The organism is uncultured Psychrosphaera sp. (assembly GCF_947500655.1).
GTDB lineage: Bacteria > Pseudomonadota > Gammaproteobacteria > Enterobacterales > Alteromonadaceae > Psychrosphaera.
In genome coordinates, this window is record NZ_CANMSK010000009.1 from 128772 (window position 1) to 150163 (window position 21392).

At 37.5% G+C, this 21392-nt stretch carries 15 protein-coding genes; 8 read left to right on the forward strand and 7 right to left on the reverse strand.

All coding sequences use genetic code 11. From position 1 onward, the window contains the following. Positions 1–51 precede the first annotated feature (51 nt). Positions 52–2526, reverse strand: coding sequence for a TonB-dependent receptor (locus Q0940_RS09685; RefSeq protein WP_299267617.1), 2475 nt, complete (start codon positions 2524–2526; stop codon positions 52–54). 399 nt (positions 2527–2925) lie between these two features. After that, entirely contained in the window at positions 2926–6846 is a 3921-nt protein-coding gene (gene purL / locus Q0940_RS09690; protein WP_299267620.1) for a phosphoribosylformylglycinamidine synthase, read from the reverse strand. 310 nt (positions 6847–7156) lie between these two features. On the opposite strand from purL, the gene mltF reads away from it, so the two are divergent. After that, on the forward strand, positions 7157–8620 hold the full coding sequence (mltF, locus tag Q0940_RS09695) for a membrane-bound lytic murein transglycosylase MltF (protein WP_299267623.1): 1464 nt from the start codon (positions 7157–7159) through the stop codon (positions 8618–8620). 284 nt (positions 8621–8904) lie between these two features. On the opposite strand, the gene tadA is transcribed toward mltF, so the two are convergent. Further along, positions 8905–9417 carry a tRNA adenosine(34) deaminase TadA gene (tadA, locus tag Q0940_RS09700; protein ID WP_299267626.1) on the reverse strand — a complete coding sequence of 171 codons (513 nt, stop codon included), beginning with the start codon at positions 9415–9417 and terminating at the stop codon, positions 8905–8907. A 256-nt stretch (positions 9418–9673) separates the two neighbouring features. On the opposite strand from tadA, the gene Q0940_RS09705 reads away from it, so the two are divergent. The 3 genes from Q0940_RS09705 (at position 9674) to Q0940_RS09715 (ending at position 11492) form a co-directional block, all read left to right on the forward strand. Beyond that, positions 9674–9907 carry a hypothetical protein gene (locus Q0940_RS09705; RefSeq protein WP_299267629.1) on the forward strand — a complete coding sequence of 78 codons (234 nt, stop codon included), beginning with the start codon at positions 9674–9676 and terminating at the stop codon, positions 9905–9907. Between the two features lie 60 nt (positions 9908–9967). After that, the gene (locus Q0940_RS09710) at positions 9968–10213 is read left to right on the forward strand and encodes a hypothetical protein (protein WP_299267632.1); all 246 of its coding nucleotides are present in this window, start codon (positions 9968–9970) and stop codon (positions 10211–10213) included. 100 nt (positions 10214–10313) lie between these two features. Next, positions 10314–11492 carry a retropepsin-like aspartic protease gene (locus Q0940_RS09715; RefSeq protein WP_299267635.1) on the forward strand — a complete coding sequence of 393 codons (1179 nt, stop codon included), beginning with the start codon at positions 10314–10316 and terminating at the stop codon, positions 11490–11492. 68 nt (positions 11493–11560) lie between these two features. Here Q0940_RS09715 and guaA read toward each other — a convergent pair whose 3' ends face one another. Further along, complete coding sequence (guaA, locus tag Q0940_RS09720) at positions 11561–13144, reverse strand: glutamine-hydrolyzing GMP synthase (protein ID WP_299267638.1); 1584 nt, start codon at positions 13142–13144, stop codon at positions 11561–11563. Between the two features lie 461 nt (positions 13145–13605). After that, the gene (gene guaB / locus Q0940_RS09725; RefSeq protein WP_299267640.1) at positions 13606–15075 is read right to left on the reverse strand and encodes an IMP dehydrogenase; all 1470 of its coding nucleotides are present in this window, start codon (positions 15073–15075) and stop codon (positions 13606–13608) included. Positions 15076–15314: 239 nt separating this feature from the next. Here guaB and xseA point away from each other — a divergent pair, with 239 nt between their 5' ends. Both xseA and Q0940_RS09735 read left to right on the forward strand, forming a co-directional pair. Then, a complete protein-coding gene (gene xseA, locus Q0940_RS09730; RefSeq protein WP_299267642.1) occupies positions 15315–16682 on the forward strand; it encodes an exodeoxyribonuclease VII large subunit in 1368 nt (455 codons plus the stop codon). 20 nt (positions 16683–16702) lie between these two features. Beyond that, a complete protein-coding gene (locus Q0940_RS09735) occupies positions 16703–17527 on the forward strand; it encodes a tRNA (adenine(22)-N(1))-methyltransferase TrmK (protein WP_299267644.1) in 825 nt (274 codons plus the stop codon). Positions 17528–17617: 90 nt separating this feature from the next. On the opposite strand, the gene Q0940_RS09740 is transcribed toward Q0940_RS09735, so the two are convergent. Next, positions 17618–18250 carry a hypothetical protein gene (locus Q0940_RS09740; RefSeq protein ID WP_299267646.1) on the reverse strand — a complete coding sequence of 211 codons (633 nt, stop codon included), beginning with the start codon at positions 18248–18250 and terminating at the stop codon, positions 17618–17620. Positions 18251–18609: 359 nt separating this feature from the next. Here Q0940_RS09740 and Q0940_RS09745 point away from each other — a divergent pair, with 359 nt between their 5' ends. Both Q0940_RS09745 and Q0940_RS09750 read left to right on the forward strand, forming a co-directional pair. Further along, positions 18610–19386 (forward strand): response regulator, encoded by a 777-nt coding sequence (locus tag Q0940_RS09745; RefSeq protein ID WP_299267649.1) that lies wholly within the window; start codon positions 18610–18612, stop codon positions 19384–19386. Next, complete coding sequence (locus Q0940_RS09750; RefSeq protein ID WP_299267653.1) at positions 19370–19786, forward strand: response regulator; 417 nt, start codon at positions 19370–19372, stop codon at positions 19784–19786. Before Q0940_RS09745 ends, Q0940_RS09750 begins: the two co-directional genes overlap by 17 nt. Before the next feature lie 136 nt (positions 19787–19922). On the opposite strand, the gene Q0940_RS09755 is transcribed toward Q0940_RS09750, so the two are convergent. Beyond that, positions 19923–21119: a hypothetical protein gene (locus Q0940_RS09755; protein WP_299267656.1), complete on the reverse strand. Its 1197-nt coding sequence runs from the start codon at positions 21117–21119 to the stop codon at positions 19923–19925. Positions 21120–21392: the final 273 nt, after the last annotated feature.

Consider the following 21392-nt stretch of genomic DNA (forward strand, 5'->3'; position numbering starts at 1 on the left):
TTTGCTTAATAAAAAAGGCACTCTAAGTGCCTTTTATATAGTTTTTAACTTTTATAGTATAGAGAAATTATAGCTAAACTTAACACCTACCGTTCTTGGTGTAGATAAAAAGTAACCATATCCTCTCGCTAAATCTGGTCTATTTTGATTATATTCATCATACTTAGATAAACCGATACTGCCTTTGTTACTGCGTACAGATGTTACGGCATATTCATCAAATAAATTGTCAATATACATAGTTACAGACCAATCTTCTGACGAAATACTGGCAGACATATTACTAAGAGAGTAGCCATCAATAACTTCACCGTCATTTTTAAGACCAACAGTGGTATACAAGTCACTTTGGTATGTCATTCCGTAGTTAACGTCTAACATGTATTCAGACATAACTTCAGTGCTGTACTTTAACCCTAAAGACATCTGATTTTCTGGAGAGCCAGGTAAGCGGTCACCATCTGCACCATCTTTCCAACTTTGTAGTTCAGTACCTTGATCATAAAAAACACCAAATAAATATGGCGCATCAGCAGTTAATTCAGCTTTAGTATGTGACAAGCTACCAAAAGCCGTTAATTCATCGGTCAACATTGCTCTGGCTGATAATTCGAAGCCTGTTGCATTAGCACCTTTACCATTGGCCGTAATTGGTTGTTGCCCATTTTGAGTCGCACCACCAATTTGAGGGTCAGCCCAATCAACCGTATAAACCGCACCATTTAAATGAAGTTTGTTTTTAAACCATGAAGACTTCACCCCAAGTTCAATATTCTCTGTTGTGTCAGCAACATAAACTTCTTCACTTTCTAATGCACAAACATCTTGCTTATCATCGGTTAATTGTTCCTCTGTACATAAGCCTATGCCATTTGAGCCACCAATTCGAAACCCTTCACTTAATGTCACATATGCCATAACATCATCAGTAAATTTGTAGCTAACATTTAACTTAAATAAGCTACCGCTATCTTCGACACCAATAGGTTCCTCGCTAGCTAAATCTATATTTATTTGATCTGATGGATCTCCGAGAAATACTGAATTGTACAATGGCAAATCAGTAGCAGAAACTGAACTCACTTCATAGTTATAAAAACGAGCTCCTAATGTGACATCAAGCTTATCTGTTATGCTATAGCCAACTTCACCAAAAAGGGCAGACTCGGTAACATCCGTTTCACCTACGGAAATATATTCAAGACTATCTGGCCTAAGGTTTCCACCAACGCCCCAAACATCTATCGCATATTCATCAAAGCCAGGTGTATATTCTCGGCTATCGCCTTTGCTTGTTGAATCACTATAATAATAACCAACAATCCATTGTAAATCAGACTCGCCTTGAGAAACTAGACGTAACTCTTGCACAAAATCTTCATAATTATCTTCTTCGCGCGTAAACGCAGTAAAGGCAGGAAACTCTTCATAAGAATAATTTAAACGGATCAACAAATCCGTTTGGTCTCGTTGCCCTACAGCTTCAAAAGTCGATAAACTAGTTGCAGATGTTAATTCAGCAAAACCTAAGTCAGCAGTTAACTCAAGAGCTAAAAGGTCTGTTGTTTTTTCTCTTGGCTCAGCAACACGATACGCTGACTCATATTTGCCAATACTTGAAGATAAAGCGTTACTTTCAGCTAATGTGTCATAATGCACAATTGATCGGCCGCCAACATCTTGGTTTTGATAGGTATAAGATAACAATGCATCTAAACTATCTGATGGAGCCCAACGAAGCATAAACTTAGCCGTTGTACTTTCATCACTATTTAAGTCTTCTTCTTGTTTGGTATTCGCAGTCACCGCACTAGCATCAGACCAATCGGGATCTGGTAAACTTGTTCCCGCATCTTTAACTATATAATTATAATCAATAAAACCAGCATTTTTCTGCTCTTGGAATGCAACACGTAAACCTAACTCTTCACTGATCAGTGGCATATTAAAAACAAATCCGGCCTCATGACCTGTTCCGCCTTCAGTTACCGAGTTGACATCTCCATAAACTTTGCCTGATATTTCATCTAAAATAGGCTTATTTGGAATATAGCGAATAGCACCACCTAATGTTCCAGCTCCATAAAGTGTTCCTTGTGGGCCGATAAGTACTTCAACACGTGCTATATCTAGTAGCTTTAAATCAACAGAAAGTGGGCTTTCACCAACATAAGTTGCAACCGTTCCAGCATTAGAGCCTGGGCCTGATGAGTTCGTATTTAATCCACGAACGATTATTGGGGAGTCTGAGCGACCACCTTGATCTTGTACAGTTAGGCCTGGAACCCAACGAGCAATATCAGCTAATTCTCCGATATTTTGGTCAGCTAATACATCGCTATCTAATGCGGTTATATTAACAGGGATATCTTGGATTGTACCAGCACGTCTGGTCGCTGTTACTTCAATTTTTTCTATGCCATCTTCTACCTTCGGCTCTTCAGCAGCTAAGGCGATAGGTTGATATAATGCTGTTGTTAATGCAATGCATACAGCTGAACGGTTAAAGTTTGTCGCAATTTTCATATATTGTTCCTGGTTTTTTTATTTTTTATTTTTTATTTTTTTCTCGCCTCAAAAAGGCCATTTATTCATCCGTTTGTCTTTTTGTGCGAAAATACACATAAAAGCACCAAACTCTCTCACCATCAAAATAAACATAGATAGACATATTAAAAAGTGAATTAAATTCAACCACAAAAACGGATTGAATATTAATGCAAAACAATGGAATATTTACTCTAAACAAGCAATAAAAACACCTATTAACATGTTTAAAAAACAATAATAAACACTAATAAAAACAGTTACATATTAAATACTCAAAGGTATAAAACGTCTGTAGACGTTAAGCATATTTCACCATAAATAAAAAAACCGCCATAAGGCGGTTTTTTAGATTTTTTCTAATCAAAACAGTACTTTTTAACCAACCCACTTACGTGCGTTACGGAACATACGCATCCAAGGGCTATCTTCTTTCCATTCATCTGGGTGCCAAGAGTTAGTTACTGCTCTAAATACACGCTCAGGATGTGGCATCATAATTGTTACACGACCATCGTTGGTTGTTAACGACGTAATGCCCTTTGGTGAGCCATTTGGATTAGCTGGATAGGTTTCAGTAAACTTACCATTGTTATCCACATAACGCATTGCAACATTGCCAGAGTTAATTGCAGCATTAATGTCAGAAGCATGTGTAAATTCAGCAAGACCTTCACCATGAGACACAGCGATTGGCATACGAGAGCCCGCCATGCCAGCAAAGAATACAGAATCTGACTCTTGAATTTCAACTAAACTAAAACGGGCTTCAAAGCGCTCTGATTTATTCGTAACAAAACGAGGCCAATGATCAGCACCTGGAATTAATGAACGTAAGTTAGACATCATCTGACAACCGTTACACACACCTAAACTAAAGGTATTTTCACGGTAGAAGAAGGTTTTAAACTGTTCACTTAACATTTCGTTAAACAAAATGGATTTAGCCCAACCTTCACCAGCGCCTAATACGTCACCGTAAGAGAAGCCACCACAAGCGACTAAGCCAGTAAAGTCAGCAAGATTCATACGAGCTTCTTGTAAGTCACTCATGTGAACATCTACCGCTTCAAAACCAGCACGATTAAACGCAGCTGCCATTTCAACATGCGAGTTAACACCTTGTTCACGTAAAATCGCAACTCTAGGTTTAACACCTGTTGATGCATCTTTTGCAATAAACGGTGCTGCAACGTCTTCGTTAATGTCGAATGTTAATTCAACATTTAAACCTTTATCGTTTACATCAAATTTAGCGTCATGTTCTTGTTGAGCACATTCTGGGTTATCACGCATGGATTGCATTTTGAATGTAGTTTCAGCCCAAACGGTACGATAATGAGTACGAGTATTTTCAAGTACTACTTTGCCGTTAACGGTAAAGCTAATTTTGTCATCGTTATTAACAGAGCCAATTACGTGCGACATAGTCGCTAAACCATTTTCTGCTAACACAGCTAACACCGCAGCTTTATCTGTAGATTTAACCTGAATAACCGCACCTAACTCTTCGTTAAACAAAGCAGCGGTAACATCAGTGCCACCTAAGCTACATAAACCACCAAGCTCAACATTAACACCCGCTTTACCGGCAAATGCCATTTCAGTAACAGTAGAGAATAAACCACCATCCGAACGGTCATGATAAGCCATCACTTTACCGTCACGAATTAAGGTTTGAACGCTGTCGAAAAAGCCTTTTAATGTTTTAGCGTCGTCAACATCTGGCGTTGACGTACCTAACTCATTATAAACTTGAGCTAAACAACTCGCGCCCATACGGTTTTGTTTATTACCTAAATCAAGCAAGATAAGTTCTGACTCACCTTTGTCTGTTCTAAGTTGAGGTGTTGCGGTATTACGCACATCTTCAACACGAGCAAACGCAGTGATAACCAATGAAAGTGGTGACGTTACTGACTTGTCTTCATTTGAAGCATCGTCTTGCCACTGAGTTTTCATCGACATAGAGTCTTTACCCACTGGGATGGTTAAGCCTAATGCAGGACATAACTCTTCACCAATAGCTTTAACAGCTTCATAAAGACCAGCATCTTCACCCGGGTGGCCGGCAGCGGCCATCCAGTTTGCTGACATTTTAATGCGTTTTAATTCGCCGATATCAGACGCTGCTATATTAGTGATTGATTCACCAACCGCCATACGCGCTGAAGCACCGTAGTTTAATAAAGCAATAGGTGTTCTTTCACCTAATGACATCGCTTCACCGTGATACGTGTCTAATGCAGCAGTAGTAACGGCAACGTCAGCCACTGGAACTTGCCAAGGGCCAACCATTTGATCACGAGCAACCATGCCAGTAACTGTGCGGTCACCAATGGTAACTAAGAAAGTTTTCTCTGCCACTGTTGGTAAACGTAAAATACGCTCTGCTGCATCGGCTAATTTAATATTAGTTAAATCAAACTCAGTACCCGCAGTTTGAGCAGATGTTACATCGCGATGCATTTTAGGTGCTTTACCTAATAAAACATCTAGCGGTAAATCAATTGGGTTGTTGTTAAAGTGCTCATCGCTAACCGTTAAGTGACGTTCTTTAGTTGCTTCACCAATGACAGCGTACTGTGCACGTTCACGCTTACATAACTGTTCAAATACTTCTAGGTTTTCAGCTGCAACGGCTATTACGTAACGCTCTTGAGATTCGTTACACCAGATTTCTAACGGTGACATACCCGGTTCATCATTTGGTACATTACGTAACTCAAATTTACCGCCTACTTCAGCGTCATTCACTAACTCAGGGAATGCATTAGAAAGCCCACCGGCACCAACATCGTGAATAAAGGCAATTGGATTTTCATCACCTAACTGCCAACACTTGTCGATAACTTCTTGGCATCGACGTTCCATCTCTGGGTTTTCGCGCTGAACTGATGCAAAATCTAAGTCTTCACTAGATTGACCCGATGCCATTGAAGAAGCGGCACTGCCACCTAAACCAATGTTCATTGCAGGGCCACCTAAGGCAATTAGCTTAGCGCCAGCAGGAACAATACCTTTTTGAGTATGCTCACGACGGATATTACCTAAACCGCCTGCCAACATAATAGGTTTGTGATAACCACGAACTTCAACACCGTTATGACTATTTACTTTGTCTTCATAAGTACGGAAGTAACCTAAAATATTAGGACGACCAAATTCGTTATTAAATGCAGCGCCACCAAGTGGGCCTTCCATCATAATATCTAGTGCAGTCACAATACGGCTTGGTTTACCGTAATTGATTTCCCACGGCTGCTCAAAATTAGGAATGCGTAAGTTAGAAACTGAATAACCGCTTAAACCAGCTTTAGGTTTTGAACCACGACCTGTTGCGCCTTCATCACGTATTTCGCCACCAGAGCCTGTTGCAGCACCAGGAAAAGGAGAAATAGCCGTTGGATGATTATGCGTTTCAACTTTCATCAAGATATCAATACTTTCATTATGGTACTGATAAGCATTAGTTTCTGGATTTGCGAAAAAACGTCCAGCTTCAGATCCATGCATAACCGCTGCATTGTCTTTATAAGCTGAGGTTACATATTCGCTATTGTGTTCAAATGTATTTTTGATCATTTTGAACAAAGACTTAGGTTGATTAACCCCGTCAATTGTCCAATCTGCATTAAATATTTTGTGACGACAATGCTCAGAGTTTGCTTGAGCAAACATATATAATTCGATGTCGTTTGGATTACGACCTAATTTGGTAAAGTTCTCCACCAAGTAGTCGATTTCATCATCAGCAAGGGCTAAGCCCATTGTGATGTTTGCCGATGATAACGCTTCACGCCCACCAGATAGAACATTCACAGAAGCAAACGGCTTAGGTGATTCTTCAATAAATAATTGTGAGGCTTGTTGTAAGTCCGTGAACACAACTTCTGTCATGCGGTCGTATAACTCGGCAATCACTAGTTGTTTTTGTTCAGCGGTTAACCCATCAGCCACAACGTAATAGGCAATACCACGTTCTACGCGTTTAACACTTTGCAGACCACAGTTATTGGCTATGTTAGTTGCTTTGGTGGACCACGGAGAAATAGTTCCAGGGCGAGGCGTAACTACTATCAGTTCACCTTCAGGTTCATGCTGTGCGATAGACGGACCGTATTTTAGTAATGCATTTAACTTAGTTAAATCATCACTAGACAGTTCCGCTGATACGTCAGCAAAATGCGAATATTCCGCATAAATGTCTTTAACACTTAGGCCAATAGACGAAAATGCAGCAAGAAGTTTTTTAACACGAAATTCAGATAAAGCTGGGGCACCACGAAGGATTAACATATGCCAATTCACCATTCATTGATTGTTTTGAAAGGATAAAAAATTAGGCGCGCATTATATACACAATAAGTTATAAGATATAGAGTACAAACGTAATTAATAAATTGAATAAATAAAAAAGAAGGATTAGCACAGTTTCAGGTAAATAAAAGTATATTTACCAGATAATTAAACACCAACTTTTCACTTTTTTATAACTAACAAATCTAAGCTTAGCCAATAAAGGATTGATCGGAATATAATGGATTTTTTAATTTTTCTGAAATTATGTTTAGTGACTGACAAATCTAGTTTGTGGTATAAACGCCCCATGAAAGAAAAAAACCAAACTTTAAGTGCATTAATTTGTACCTTTAAATCAGCACAAACACGCCTTTTATGGGTCGTGTCGCTATTATTTTTGCTTGCGGCTTGCCAGCCTTCAGACAAAAACGCAAAATTACAACAGATCAAAAAAGCCAATGTATTAAAGGTGGGGATATTATTTAACCCAACAAGCTACTATGTAGATATTGATACACCCGCTGGATTTGAGCATGATTTAGTGCAAAATTTTGCCGAGTACTTAGACGTGGAAATTGAGTTAATTCCGAGTTATCACGTTTCTGAATTACTGCCTAAATTAGAAAATGGTACCGTCGATATTCTTGTTGGCGGATTAACGCCAACCAAAAGTCGTTCTGAAAAATTCAGATATTCACCGCCTTATTTAAATATTTCGCAAAAAGTCGTTTTTAAACAAGGTCGAAAACGTCCTAATTCAATGGAAGAGCTTGATGCTCCAATTACTGTAGCTGCGCAAACTAGCCATTACGAAAAGCTATTAAGTATTGCTGATGAATACCCAAACCTTAAAATTGAAATCGCAGAAAACTCAGATCCAAACGAAATACTGGAAATGGTAATGGACGGTAGCGTTGACTACACCATTGCCGACTCACATAATTTATCTATTGTACGTCGTTACTTTCCAGATATTAGTGTGGCCTTTACTGTTGAGAAAAAGCAGCAACTTAGTTGGTTGTTAAACGACAATCACGATGACTCTTTATATGCCGTTTTGATTGATTTTTTTGGTGAGATGAATGTATCAGGTGAGCTTGTTGCATTAGAAGATAGATATTTTGGTCATGTAGAAAAATTCAATTACGTTGATACTCGTTTATTTATGCGAGCTGTCGACAAAGTATTACCTAAATACAAAGATTGGTTTGAAGTTTACGCTGGCGACATAGATTGGCGCTTATTAGCGGCGCAAAGTTATCAAGAGTCTCATTGGGATCCTAAAGCAAGATCGCCAACCGGTGTGCGTGGCATTATGATGCTGACACAACCGACGGCAAAACAATTTGGTGTTGAGAGTCGTTTAGATCCAGAAGATAACATTCGTGGTGGTTCTGTTTATTTAAGAAAATTGCTTAAACGTATTCCAGATAGAATCTCAGAACATGACAGACCTTGGTTTGCTTTAGCTGCATATAATATCGGTTGGGGTCACGTACAAGATGCTCGTAGGCTTACATCTAAACTTGGCGGCAATCCAGATAAATGGGTAGATGTTAAAAACCAGTTACCACTGTTACGCCAAAAACGTTATTACAAAAAAACTCGCTATGGATTTGCTCGCGGTGACGAAGCTGTAAATTACGTTTCAAATATCAGACGTTATTACGATACGTTAGTTTGGATAGATCAAAAAGCAATTGAAGACGAATCGATAGCCAGCAAAAAGAATGATGCCGTGCAAGAGAACAAAATCCAACAGGCTCTATAAATAACTTAGAGATAAACAGACTAAAGTCAGTTACCATACTGACTTTAGTTCGATATATTCAACTTACTCAAGACTAGCCAAGGTTAGGAAGAAAAAGTGTTACGAAGAAGAAGAACTAACAATCTGAAAAAAGTAGGTTTAATGAATACCAGCATCCGCAGACGCGTGGCTAATAGACATAAAACACGCAGATTAATACACCGCCGTATAAAACAAATCCCTATGAGCTTAGAGGGTTCAACCATCAATACGTCTGAATCAAAAGACACTCAGACGCCTTAACGCTACTCTTTATTTGTATTTAAACTGCTTTGTAATTTATCAGCTTTTTTCTGTTGCCTACGTTTCTTAAAAAAAGCTGAAATTGCCTCACTGCATTCTTGTTTTAATACCCCAGATGTAACCTCTAACTGATGATTTAATTTTTCATGTGTCACTATATTCATCACACTGCCAGCTGCTCCAGTTTTTAAGTCACTGGCTCCAAAGACTAACTTATCAATTCGGCTGTGGACTAATGCACCAGCGCACATAGGACAAGGCTCTAGCGTTACATATAACGTAGCATCCACTAATCTATAGTTATCAACCTTTTGACCTGCGTCTCTTATTGCCATGATTTCCGCATGAGCCGTTGGATCGTTCAAGGTTATAGACTGGTTCCACCCTTCGCCAATGACTTCTCCATCTTTCACTAAAACAGCACCTACAGGTATTTCGCCCTGCTGTTCAGCTTTACTGGCAAGTTCAATTGCGTATGACATCCACTTAAGATCTGTATTTAGCTCATCACTCATAATTATTTATCTGTTACTCTTTAAGGTGTGACCATAAAATTTGGTTAATTAGACTAAAATTCAGTTAACACCACAATATAATTATCTGATTAATAATTAATTACGTTTATTTTCAACAAGTTAAGATTTGGTACAAATATTGTTATATGTTGTATAAATTTAGGTGAAGTTCTAAATGAAATAAAAACTATTAAACCTATTTAACAACTTTATAATTAAACAAACCGAACCTGAAAAATAATAAAAGGAAATTAACATGGCAACCTCACATTTCATAATTGCATTAGTCGCTATCATTGGTGGCATAAGTTACGCAGCCTATGAACAATATGTAAAATTACAACTCAAAAAACAAACATCAAAAGTTGATGAAGATACGCAAGCTATTATTAATGAATTAAAACAGCGAATTGAAGTGCTAGAGAAAATTGTTACTGATGAAAAATATTCGCTAAAAGATGAAATAAACCAATTAAGTAAAGTGAGTTAAACACACAAAACTGAATTATATTGAGTCAATTTTTCTAATTACAAACTAAGAGTTAACATTATGTCAGGTAACATCGTATTTTTAATCCCTATTGTCGCTATTATTGGTGGCATTTTACTTTCCGCTTACAAAGCAAATCTTAAAGCTAAAAGTACAGACAACGCCAAAAATATCTCTGAACAATTAAACAAGCAAATCACTCAATTACAACAAGAGCTTGCTGAAGTAAAAGAGCGTACCGCTGTATTAGAAAAAATTGTAACGAGTCAGGATTACGATTTAAAAAATGAGATCAACTCACTATAAATAACATTTATAACAAGTTTGTTGAGTTAGCTAATTGAATCCATTTACAAATACGATTAAGGTATATTCACTAAAGGCTCACTTAACAAACGAGAGAAAAATGCAAATTAAAATTAAGTTGTTAATTTTGATATTGTTTTTATCATTAAGCTTAAATCTATACTTTTATCTTACGATTAATGACCAAACAGCAGCAGATACACAAACTTCAATCCCGATAAACTTTGTTGTCGCGCAAAAAGACTCTGTAGCTCAAAACCCTTTCGTTGCATCAGCTCAAAAAAACGTATCAAATGATGATCTTTTTCAGCAAGCCAATAACCACTTTAAGAAGCAGCAGTTTGACTTAGCTATTGAGATTTATAGTGACATCCTTATTCAAGATGATGTACTAGCGGATGAATTACTAACCTCTTGGCTACATAGCTTATCCAGTGATTTAAAAAATGACAAACATAAAACTGTGGCAACATTTACCAATTATTTCTTTAATGATAACGCTTACCACATTGGCGTTTTACAATTAGAGGCGCAGCGTTTAACGGATCTGGAACAGTACCAAGCAGCGATAAAAATATACAAAGACATTATCGATAACTCATTTAATATTGAAATTGAACAACGCAGTGAAAATCAAGTCCATCAGCTAGTACAAAAACAGTATTCCGTATTAAGCCAACAAGCATTATGGAAAGACGTAGTTGAATTCATTGAGCCGTTATTATTTGATGAACCTAATTATCCCCCTTACCTTCTGATGCTCAGCAAAGCAAAAATTGAGCTAAATCAATTAGTTTCTGCACAGAAAATATTACAACAATTAAGTGAATTTAATGAATCCCCAGCTCAAGTTGAGATGTTATTACAAAAAATAGAAGAGATGATGTTAGGTGAGTCTGCCATTCCTTTGTTAAAACTCGGTGTTCACTATGTTGTTAACGGGCAATTTGACCCACAAAGTCCAGTTAATTTAATGATAGATACAGGCGCTTCTTTGTCGGTATTATCACAAATTGCTTTTGATAATTTACCAACTTGGCTTAACCCAATTTTTAGCCGTCAAATAGAAATGAACACCGCAGGCGGTATTGTTAATGCTCAGGTTTATACATTTGAGCAATTTCAAATTAGTGGCTATCGAGTTAAGTCTATTGAATTTGCGGTAATGGATTTAGATACGATGAAAAATGCGGATGGCTTATTAGGGATGAACTTTTTAAAACACTTTGCTTTTCAAATTGACCAGGAAAATAATCAGTTAATATTAAATGTGAATTAGCCATACCCTATGCATAATAAAAAACGGAGCTAATTAGCTCCGTTTTTTTTTACAACTTCAATTGAATGTTATTCCCATTCAATTGTAGCTGGCGGCTTACCACTAATGTCATAAACCACACGAGAAATACCATCAATTTCATTGATTATACGATTAGATACTTTACCTAAGAAGTCATAAGGTAAATGTGCCCAATGCGCTGTCATAAAGTCGATAGTTTCTACTGCACGTAAGCTAACAACCCAGTCGTATTTACGACCGTCGCCCATAACACCAACAGAACGCACTGGTAAAAATACAGTAAACGCTTGGCTTACTTTATTGTATAAATCAGCAGCGTGAAGTTCTTCAATGAAGATATGATCCGCACGACGTAACAAGTCTGCGTATTCTTTTTTAACTTCACCTAAGATACGAACACCTAAACCAGGCCCAGGGAATGGGTGGCGATATAACATGTCGTATGGCAACCCAAGCTCTAAACCAATTTTACGTACTTCGTCTTTAAATAACTCACGTAATGGCTCAACTAAACCAAGCTCCATATCATCAGGAAGGCCACCAACATTGTGGTGTGATTTAATCACATGCGCTTTACCCGTTGCAGATGCAGCAGATTCGATTACGTCTGGATAAATAGTGCCTTGCGCTAACCATTTTGCATTGGTTAATTTACTGGCTTCTTCATCAAAAATTTCAACAAATACGTTACCGATGATTTTACGTTTTTTCTCAGGATCATTTTCTGACGCTAAACGGTCTAAAAATCTATCTTCGGCTTTAACATGAATAATGTTCAATCCAAATTTATCACCAAACATGTCCATTACTTGCTCGCCTTCGTTTAAACGAAGTAAACCGTTATCAACAAATACACAAGTTAGTTTTTTACCGATAGCTCTATGTAACAACATAGCCACAACAGAAGAGTCAACACCACCAGATAAACCTAGTACTACTTCATCGTCACCAACTTGCTCTTTCATTTTGGCAATGGCGTCTTCAATAATTGATGCTGACGTCCATAACTTTTCACAAGCACAAATGTTACAAATAAAGTTTTCTAATAATTGTAAACCTTGTTTGGTATGCGTTACTTCTGGGTGGAATTGCACACCATAAAATTGCTTATCTTCATTGGCCATAATTGCATAAGGGCAAGATTCAGTTTTAGCTACTGTAGTGAAGTCTGCAGGGATTGAACTAACTTTATCACCATGGCTCATCCATACGTCTAATAACGCATTACCGTCTGCTGTGATTGCATCTTCAATATCTTTAAGCAATGGAGATGATTTGATAACTTCAACTTGAGCATAACCAAACTCACGATCATCAGATGTTTCTACTGAACCACCTAATTGCTGTGACATAGTTTGCATGCCGTAACAAATACCAAGCACTGGAATACCAGCGTTAAATACATACTCAGGGGCACGCGGAGAATCAAACTCAGTAACTGACTCTGGCCCACCAGCTAATATAATCCCGTTTGGATTAAAGCCTTTGATTTGTTCTTCGGTAACATCCCAAGCCCATAGCTCACAATAAACACCAATTTCACGTACACGACGCGCAATAAGTTGAGTGTATTGAGAACCAAAATCTAAAATTAAAATCTTATGCTGGTGAATGTCTTGTTTTACTGACATGTTTTAGCCTTTTTAATTGAACGGTCAGGTAACCCTGAACCTAGTAATAGAAAAGCCGGATATATAATCCGACTTTGTGTAATAATTTTTATGTAAAACTTGAAGCTATAGCCTGCAAGTTTTTAGTCTTAAGCTGTAAGCTCGTGTCTCGTATCTCAAGAGCATTGCTGACACTGAGATCAGTTAAACTGACGACAAAACAATAAAACTTAATTTCTAATTTATAGCGCCGAATATTTGCTTCAGTTCAAGAAGAGAGCGCGCAGTGTATGCCAATACATGAGCACTCTCGACGCGCTATTTCTTGAACGAGAGCAAAGAGACAAGCTATTTTCACTCGTTTCTTCATTTGTTTTTAAGTCAGTTTAATTGAGGTCAAGGAAGCAACGCGGAACGTAGAAGTCTACTTGAGCATTGCTGACACCGAGATCAGTTAAACTGACGACAAAACAAAGAAGAAACTAGCCCATACGGTAGTTTGGTGCTTCCTTTGTAATTTGCACATCATGCACATGAGACTCGCCCATACCTGCTGATGTTACGCGTACAAATACAGGTTTAGTGTTTAGTTCTGGAATTGAACCACAGCCTGTTAGACCCATTGCTGAACGTATGCCACCTAGTTGTTGGTGAATTATGTTTTCGATTGGGCCTTTGTATGCAACACGTCCTTCAATACCTTCTGGTACTAATTTTTCTTTGTTGTCTGATTTTTGGAAGTAGCGGTCTGATGAACCATGAGATTGGTTCATTGCACCTAGACTTCCCATACCGCGATACGACTTGTAATAACGGCCTTGGTATAATTCAACTTCGCCAGGTGCTTCTTCTGTACCTGCTAGCATTGAACCAACCATTACACAGCTTGCGCCTGCAACTAGAGCTTTTGAAATATCACCTGAGAAACGAATACCACCGTCTGCTATTACTGGGACATCTTTGCCTGCAACGGCTTCAACAGCATCTGAAATAGCCGTGATTTGTGGAACACCACAACCGGTAACGATACGTGTTGTACAAATTGAACCTGGGCCAATTCCTACTTTAACTGCGTCTACGCCAGCTTCTACTAAAGCTAATGCGCCAGAAGCGGTTGCTACGTTACCACCTACGATATCTAAATCTGGGTATGCGGCTCTTGTTTTAGAAACACGGTCTAGTACACCTTGAGAGTGACCATGAGATGTGTCGATTAATAAAACATCTACACCTGCGGCTACTAAAGCTTCAATACGTTCATCTGTACCTGCGCCTACACCTACGGCTGCGCCTACACGTAAGCGACCTAAAGAGTCTTTACATGCATTTGGCTTGCTGTCCGCTTTTTGGAAATCTTTTACTGTGATCATGCCTTTAAGTTTAAATTCATCATCAACTACTAATATCTTTTCGATGCGGTTTTCGTGCATTAATTTGAAAACAACTTCGTTTGCAGCACCTTCTTTAACCGTGATCAAGCGCGCTTTTGGCGTCATAATACTAGTTACGTTGGTTTTTAAATTCGCTTCAAAACGAAGATCTCGACCTGTTACAATACCTTGTAGGTTATTGTCTTTATCTACAACTGGGAAACCTGAGAAGCCATGCTCGTCAGCCATAGCCATTACTTCACCAACATTAATGGCAGTAGAAACAGTAACAGGGTCAGAAACAACACCAGCTTCGAATTTTTTTACACGGCGAACTTCGTTAGCTTGCGCTTCAATAGACATATTCTTATGAATAAAACCTAATCCACCTTCTTGCGCAAGGGCAATAGCTAAACGGCTTTCAGTTACAGTATCCATTGCAGAGGACACCATAGGGATATTTAATTCGATGTTACGAGTTAAACGGGTTTTTAGATTGGCTTCGTGAGGAAGAATCGCTGAGTGTCCTGGAACAAGTAGAACATCATCAAATGTTAGAGCTTCTTTAGCTATGCGCAACATGGAAATTTTACCTTAACTTAATATTTGGAAGGAGGTGATTACGTTGCGGCGGGATTTTAGTCTAAAAAGTGTCCTAGGTAAATCAAATTTATCAAAATCCGTAAAATAATCTGTGCGATTGAACAAATATTATTAAATCAAAAAATACAGCTTATTTTGATCCCCTGTATTTCCAACAAATTATTCTATAACTGACTTTCAATTACACTCTTGGTAAACTCCACGTATCAGCCAATAAATTGAAATATAAATTAGTGCAAACTCATAATAACGCCCAACAGCAACATATATATCAAGTCTCGGAGCTTAATCAAAAGGCCCGTATGTTATTGGAAGGTGAGTTTGTCAATATTTGGATTTCAGGCGAAATTTCAAACTTAGTTAAAGCCTCTAGCGGCCATTGGTATTTTTCGCTAAAAGACAAACGCGCACAAATTAAAAGTGCCATGTTTAAAGGCAATAACCGTTCGGTAAGAGCTATTGTTGAAAACGGTACACAAGTTTTAGTTAGAGGTCGAATTAGCCTGTATGAACCACGAGGTGATTTTCAGTTTATTGCTGAGGTGATGGAACCTGCCGGCGAAGGTTTATTAAAACAACAGTTTGAACAACTTAAACAGCAATTAGCGCAAATGGGCTTATTTGATCAAGACGTTAAACGCCCTATTCCAGTATCGCCAAAACGAGTTGGTATTGTTACCTCACCTACAGGTGCAGCGGTACACGATATTTTAACTGTATTAAAGCGCCGTTCTCCGCAAACCGAAGTCATCCTTTATCCAACTATGGTACAAGGTGAGCAAGCTGCCCAAAATATAATTTGGGCGATTAACGCCGCCAATCATAGAAATGAAGTGGACGTATTAATTGTTGGACGTGGTGGTGGTTCATTAGAAGATATGTGGTGTTTTAATGACGAAGCCCTCGCCCACACTATTTATAATTCAGCTTTGCCAATTATCAGTGCCGTTGGTCATGAAGTTGATGTGTCCATTTCTGACTTTGTTGCTGACTTACGCGCACCAACCCCTTCTGCCGCAGCCGAGATTGTTTCAACGGACAACTCAGAACTTGTGAATAAAACCACGCAACTGTATTCACGATTGTTGATGGCTTATACCAATATTCATAAAAACAGAAAAGCACAGTTTGGCCAGTTGAATAAAACCTTAAGCCTGTTGCACCCAAGTCATAAAATTAGATTAGCCCAGCAACAAACAGACGAGCTAAATTTAAAGCTAAACAGCTTGATAAAACAAACTATGGCGCAAAAACAACAACGCTCATCCATTGGCAAAGAAATGCTGTTAGCTAATACGCCAAAACATCAACTTCAGTTAGCCAAAAACAAACAAGCTCAACTAACTCACGACTTACAAACTAGCTTTAATAGTTATTTTGCTAAAACTCAGCAGCGCTTTGCTAGTAACATAGAGAAGTTAAATATTGTCAGTCCATTAGCTACATTGCAGCGTGGTTATGCCATTGCCACGTCCAACACAGGTAAGGTTATAACCAATACAACGCAAGTTAATATTGACGATAAGTTAAATATCAAAGTGGAAGATGGCGACATTGCCGTCAAAGTTATAGAGTCAGGACAATAAAGTAAGCGTTATTAAATAATATGACTAGGATGGTAAAACTGGGTAAGCGCCTACAAACAATAGAAAAGTTGGTAACTACTAACTATGACCATATATGGGATTGTTGCTGTGACCATGGTTTATTGGGCGCGGCATTACTCAATAAACAATCATCTAGTGTTATTCATTTTGTTGATATAGTCCCAGAGTTAATGAGTGAGTTGCACCTTAAGCTGAAACAGTTTTATCCGCAGGAAAATATAAGCGCACAACAACTAACAACTTCAGATAATAAAACACGATGGCAAACACACTGCATTGACGTAAATACCCTGCCCTTAGCGTCTTACAAAAAACTAGGACTGGAGCATGCTCAAGAAAGTGAACTTCAGAACGCTCAAAGCCAGCAAAAAGCGGATCATAAAGCTAATCACAAAGCTAAGCACTTAGTGATCATTGCCGGCGTTGGTGGTGACTTAATGTGTGAATTTGTTAATAACATTTATAAAGCACATCCCAATCTAGATATCGACTTTTTGTTATGTCCTGTTCATCATCAATATACTTTACGCCAACAGTTAATTAACTTGAACTTAAGGTTACAACAAGAAGTATTGGTAGAAGAAAACAAACGCTTTTATGAAGTGCTGTTAGTAAAGGCTGACGCAAAAGCGGATCTAAAACCAATAGCACTAACAGGCAAAGATTTGTGGCAAACAGCAAGTGAACAAGAATATAGAACCGCAAAACGCTATTTAGCCAAAACATTGCAGCATTATCAACGCATGGTATTAGGTGGTCGTATGGATGTGGCAAGTGTTATTGAAGATTATGAAGCGGTTGAAATAAAACTTTGTACTATCTAAATAACCGTTAAAACAATATTAAAGCCGCATTTGAGTTGATAACCCAAATGCGGTTTTGAAGATTTTATCTATATGAGTTTTTTAAACCGTTTAGAAAACGCTGAAGTAATTATCTAACGTGGATAACAGAACATAAGTAAACAGCAGTACACTAAACATAACAACATGGAACATACCAATTGAAGCGCTATTTAATAAAACGGCAGTCTTAAGTTTCGTTTGCAGACGTCTTATAACATAGCGGTTAATAAACGCAGCGGATAAAAGATTGATCATTATGATCAACAAACGCATTTCAGGTGCTTGTAATACGCCCTCAAAAAAGCCAATTCCAGAGTCTTTAGATTTTGCCTCAAAAAATGTAGTTAACCACTGTGATGAGCCACTTAACCATACCACCATGAAAATTAAGATTTCAAAGAACAACACAATATAAAAAGGCCTTAATGATATTCGCGCATTAGACTGCTTTTTGATATCCAGTTTTAACTCTGCAATCATAGTTTTTAATTTTTTATAAACCAAAGGATCTTCCTTTGATGTGTGTTTGTTTAACAAGGACTTTAATTCAGTTAATAACTTTAAAGACTCAACATAATTTTCGGCTTTACCGAACCTAGCTCTTTGAGATACCCAAGTATAAATAACTGGAGCTAATAAAGACAAGGCTGCTGCAAACGCACTAATAAAATTGGCGTAATCACCCAATGACGCATTATTCATTACTCTTACTCCACTTACTTTTAATTAAAAAATGATAACTCACTCTGTTGTATTAAAATCAGGGTAATATATCAATAAGTTATATATGAAATTAAATCACCTAACAAAATCAGGGGGCAAACTAACCGTTCTGACTAATTTATTTGAGGTTTACATGCAAAAGTAGCTTAGAGCATTACAGAATATGAAACAGTTACCCCTCTTAATCTTAACTATTTTATTTCACTAGATTTATCACCAACTCTAGTTAATATAGGTGGGGCTACTTATCTAAAATCGGAATAAAGGTTGTTGTTTATGTTCTGCTTTTGTACACATTTTGGTTCACTTAATAGGGCATTAAGTTTCAGGAGTAATATATGAAAAGGAGTACAGACAATAACTCGCAAACATCTTTATTCAAAAATGAATCTAATTATGATTCTGTAGATCCTCAAGCCGAGTCAATTCCTTCACTATCTGGTGATGTTTTATTGGTAGAAGATAATAAAGTGAATCAACATTTGTTCACGTTTAATATCGAAAAAACAGGTGCAAAAGTGGATTTAGCCGAAAATGGCCAAGAAGGATTGCAGAAGGCACTCACTGATCATTATGATTTAATTTTGATGGATATTGAAATGCCACTAATGGATGGCAAAGAAGCGATGAGTTCACTTGTGCAGCTTGGTATCAATATTCCTATTTATGCTCTAACAGCCAATAATATGCCATCGGATATCCAAGAGTACTCAAACCTCGGCTTTACTGGAACCTTGACTAAACCGCTGGAGTTAACAAAGTTATATCAAATACTTAATCAACATCTAACCAATAGTGACGATAAAGTGCATAATACATCTCACGCTAGTCCTATATTAGTTCAAGATCCTAAGATCAGAGCTATGTTCTACACCGAATTAGCAAAACAACATTTTGAAATCACTGAATATATAACAACGCTCAACTATTCAGGATTAATGAAAATAGCGCATGTTATCAATGGATTAGCTGGAAATTTTGGTTATGATAAGTTAACTTTGTTAGCTGAAAAATCTTTACAATCATTAAAACAAAAAGAGTATCAACAAGCAATTCAACATTGTAGTAGCCTCAATCAGACAGTAGCGGAAGTATTAAATGAGTTTAACGATTAACATATTATTAGTAGATGATGTCGAATATAGCAGAGATCTATTACGTGGTTCGTTATTAACCTGTACACACGAACATAAAATGGATATTGAAACTAATTTTTTCCACTCTTCTACTGGAGCCGATATAATCGACGTTATAAAATACAATAAGATTGACTTAGTTTATTTAGATATTGACTTGCCACACATCAGTGGCCTTAATGTATTAAAAGAGATCAGAGAAAATTATCCTAAACTCATGGTAGTGATGGTTTCTGGGGAAAGCTCTATAGAAAATGTGACAACGGCAATAAGAAGCGGAGCGAATGGCTTTATTGTTAAACCTTTTAATTCTGGTCGTATTTTAGAAACTGTAGAAAATTATTTAAAAAGATTATCAAAACAGAAAGCTAAAAGTTAGCTTTTCGCATTTTAACACTATCCCTAGGCTTTCAGTACCCACAGTAATCTCGTGTTTTAAATGATAAAATCAAAAAAGGGACTGTAAAACAGTCCCTTTTTTAATATGTTACGCATTATCCGAAGACTTTATGCGTTTATCCAAATATCTTACGCATTAAGGTAATAACTTGGTCGATATTTTTGCCTAACTTAACTTCACTGATCAATGCATTACGTTTGTTTTGCATATAAGCAGGCATATCATCGCTAGCAAGACGCTTATCAACAATCATCTCTGCAGTTTCTTTAGTACGTTTTGTACGAGTTGTGCCCGATGCCTTTCTTGTTGAAACTGGTTTATCGCGTAATCTAACGTAGTTTGATTGACCAGCTAGTTCAGGTGAAGCAAACAAGTATAAATCTAATAAGATGGCACGATTACGCCAAATTTTTTGTTCTACTTCATTTTCGTCAGTTGCTTCTGGTTGAGCTTTACGCCACCAAGCAAACGATCTTACTGCTAATACTAGTTCGTTCCAGTAACCGTCAAAATTAAAGTTATTGAACTTAGTAATAGATAAACCTTGGCAGATAACATCAACTTTAGCGTTTGTAAGCGCTACAAATTGATCTGGACGGCGCATTGCTAATAAACGAGTTGCTGGTGCAACACCTGCTTTTTCGCCTGCGGGTTTGTTTTCAGTGTACGTTGTGAATAATTCTGTGTAAGCAGCAACAAATGCTTGGTAATGTTCGTGAGTCACTTCACCTTCTAGAGGGATGTGAGCTAACGCTTTATCTAATTCATGTGCTTTTGTTTGTAATATTGCATGAAAAACTTTAGCGCCTTTAGTAGAGCCAAACCATTCACAATCAAAGTCGTAAATATTAAAGTCATGCTGATTTGTATGTTTACCAGCAAAAGCTAATAAATCTAATTCTGTCATTTGAGCTAATGGAGTAGAACGAATGCTGTCGATATGATCTAACAGTCTAAATCTTTCGTCTAAAGCCTGTACTGTGCTTTGAGCTTGAATAAAGTCAGAATAAATAACCCAAGGGGCGATTTTAGTCGTTTTTAATTGAGAAAGACTAATTGCTTTTTCTAGCAAATCTTGCATTTTCTTTAGAGGCACAAACTGAGGAGGATCCATCAAATCTTGATTTAAGTCTTCAGTGGTGATCCTTAGTAGCTCAGTACTCCAATTTAAAAAATTCTCTGGATGTTCAACCACTTTAACGGCCATTAAATTTAAGCTTAATTCAGTAGCATATTGTAAAATGCTCTGATAAATTGTGTTTTCTGCATCTGACAATGCCATTTTTACAGGGGACGCTAACAGTTTTCTCATGGAAAATTTATACTCAGTACTTTAACCAATCAGTATAATCGGTATGAACTCAAAGGCCGTCTATCATACCTAAAACAGCCGTTATTTTCCAGTAGTAATATAAGGTTATCCCCTACCCCGTTAATTTCAGTGCTTTACAAAGCTTTATTATTAATAACATTACCTTAAAACCGAAACAAAAAAGGCCACATAATGTGTAATGCCAGTCAGTTAAGCCGACTGGCATTTTTATTTCCGTTTTTGGGATACTTAGACGGTTTTGGCTTTACCCAT

Bases quoted from the DNA above. Each gene is read 5' to 3' on its own strand.
- Q0940_RS09685 (WP_299267617.1), bottom strand. From the start codon at position 2,526: ATGAAAATTGCGACAAACTTTAACCGTTCAGCTGTATGCATTGCATTA.
- purL (WP_299267620.1), bottom strand. From the start codon at position 6,846: ATGTTAATCCTTCGTGGTGCCCCAGCTTTATCTGAATTTCGTGTTAAA.
- mltF (WP_299267623.1), top strand. From the start codon at position 7,157: ATGAAAGAAAAAAACCAAACTTTAAGTGCATTAATTTGTACCTTTAAA.
- tadA (WP_299267626.1), bottom strand. From the start codon at position 9,417: ATGAGTGATGAGCTAAATACAGATCTTAAGTGGATGTCATACGCAATT.
- Q0940_RS09705 (WP_299267629.1), top strand. From the start codon at position 9,674: ATGGCAACCTCACATTTCATAATTGCATTAGTCGCTATCATTGGTGGC.
- Q0940_RS09710 (WP_299267632.1), top strand. From the start codon at position 9,968: ATGTCAGGTAACATCGTATTTTTAATCCCTATTGTCGCTATTATTGGT.
- Q0940_RS09715 (WP_299267635.1), top strand. From the start codon at position 10,314: ATGCAAATTAAAATTAAGTTGTTAATTTTGATATTGTTTTTATCATTA.
- guaA (WP_299267638.1), bottom strand. From the start codon at position 13,144: ATGTCAGTAAAACAAGACATTCACCAGCATAAGATTTTAATTTTAGAT.
- guaB (WP_299267640.1), bottom strand. From the start codon at position 15,075: ATGTTGCGCATAGCTAAAGAAGCTCTAACATTTGATGATGTTCTACTT.
- Q0940_RS09735 (WP_299267644.1), top strand. From the start codon at position 16,703: ATGACTAGGATGGTAAAACTGGGTAAGCGCCTACAAACAATAGAAAAG.
- Q0940_RS09740 (WP_299267646.1), bottom strand. From the start codon at position 18,250: ATGAATAATGCGTCATTGGGTGATTACGCCAATTTTATTAGTGCGTTT.
- Q0940_RS09745 (WP_299267649.1), top strand. From the start codon at position 18,610: ATGAAAAGGAGTACAGACAATAACTCGCAAACATCTTTATTCAAAAAT.
- Q0940_RS09750 (WP_299267653.1), top strand. From the start codon at position 19,370: ATGAGTTTAACGATTAACATATTATTAGTAGATGATGTCGAATATAGC.
- Q0940_RS09755 (WP_299267656.1), bottom strand. From the start codon at position 21,119: ATGAGAAAACTGTTAGCGTCCCCTGTAAAAATGGCATTGTCAGATGCA.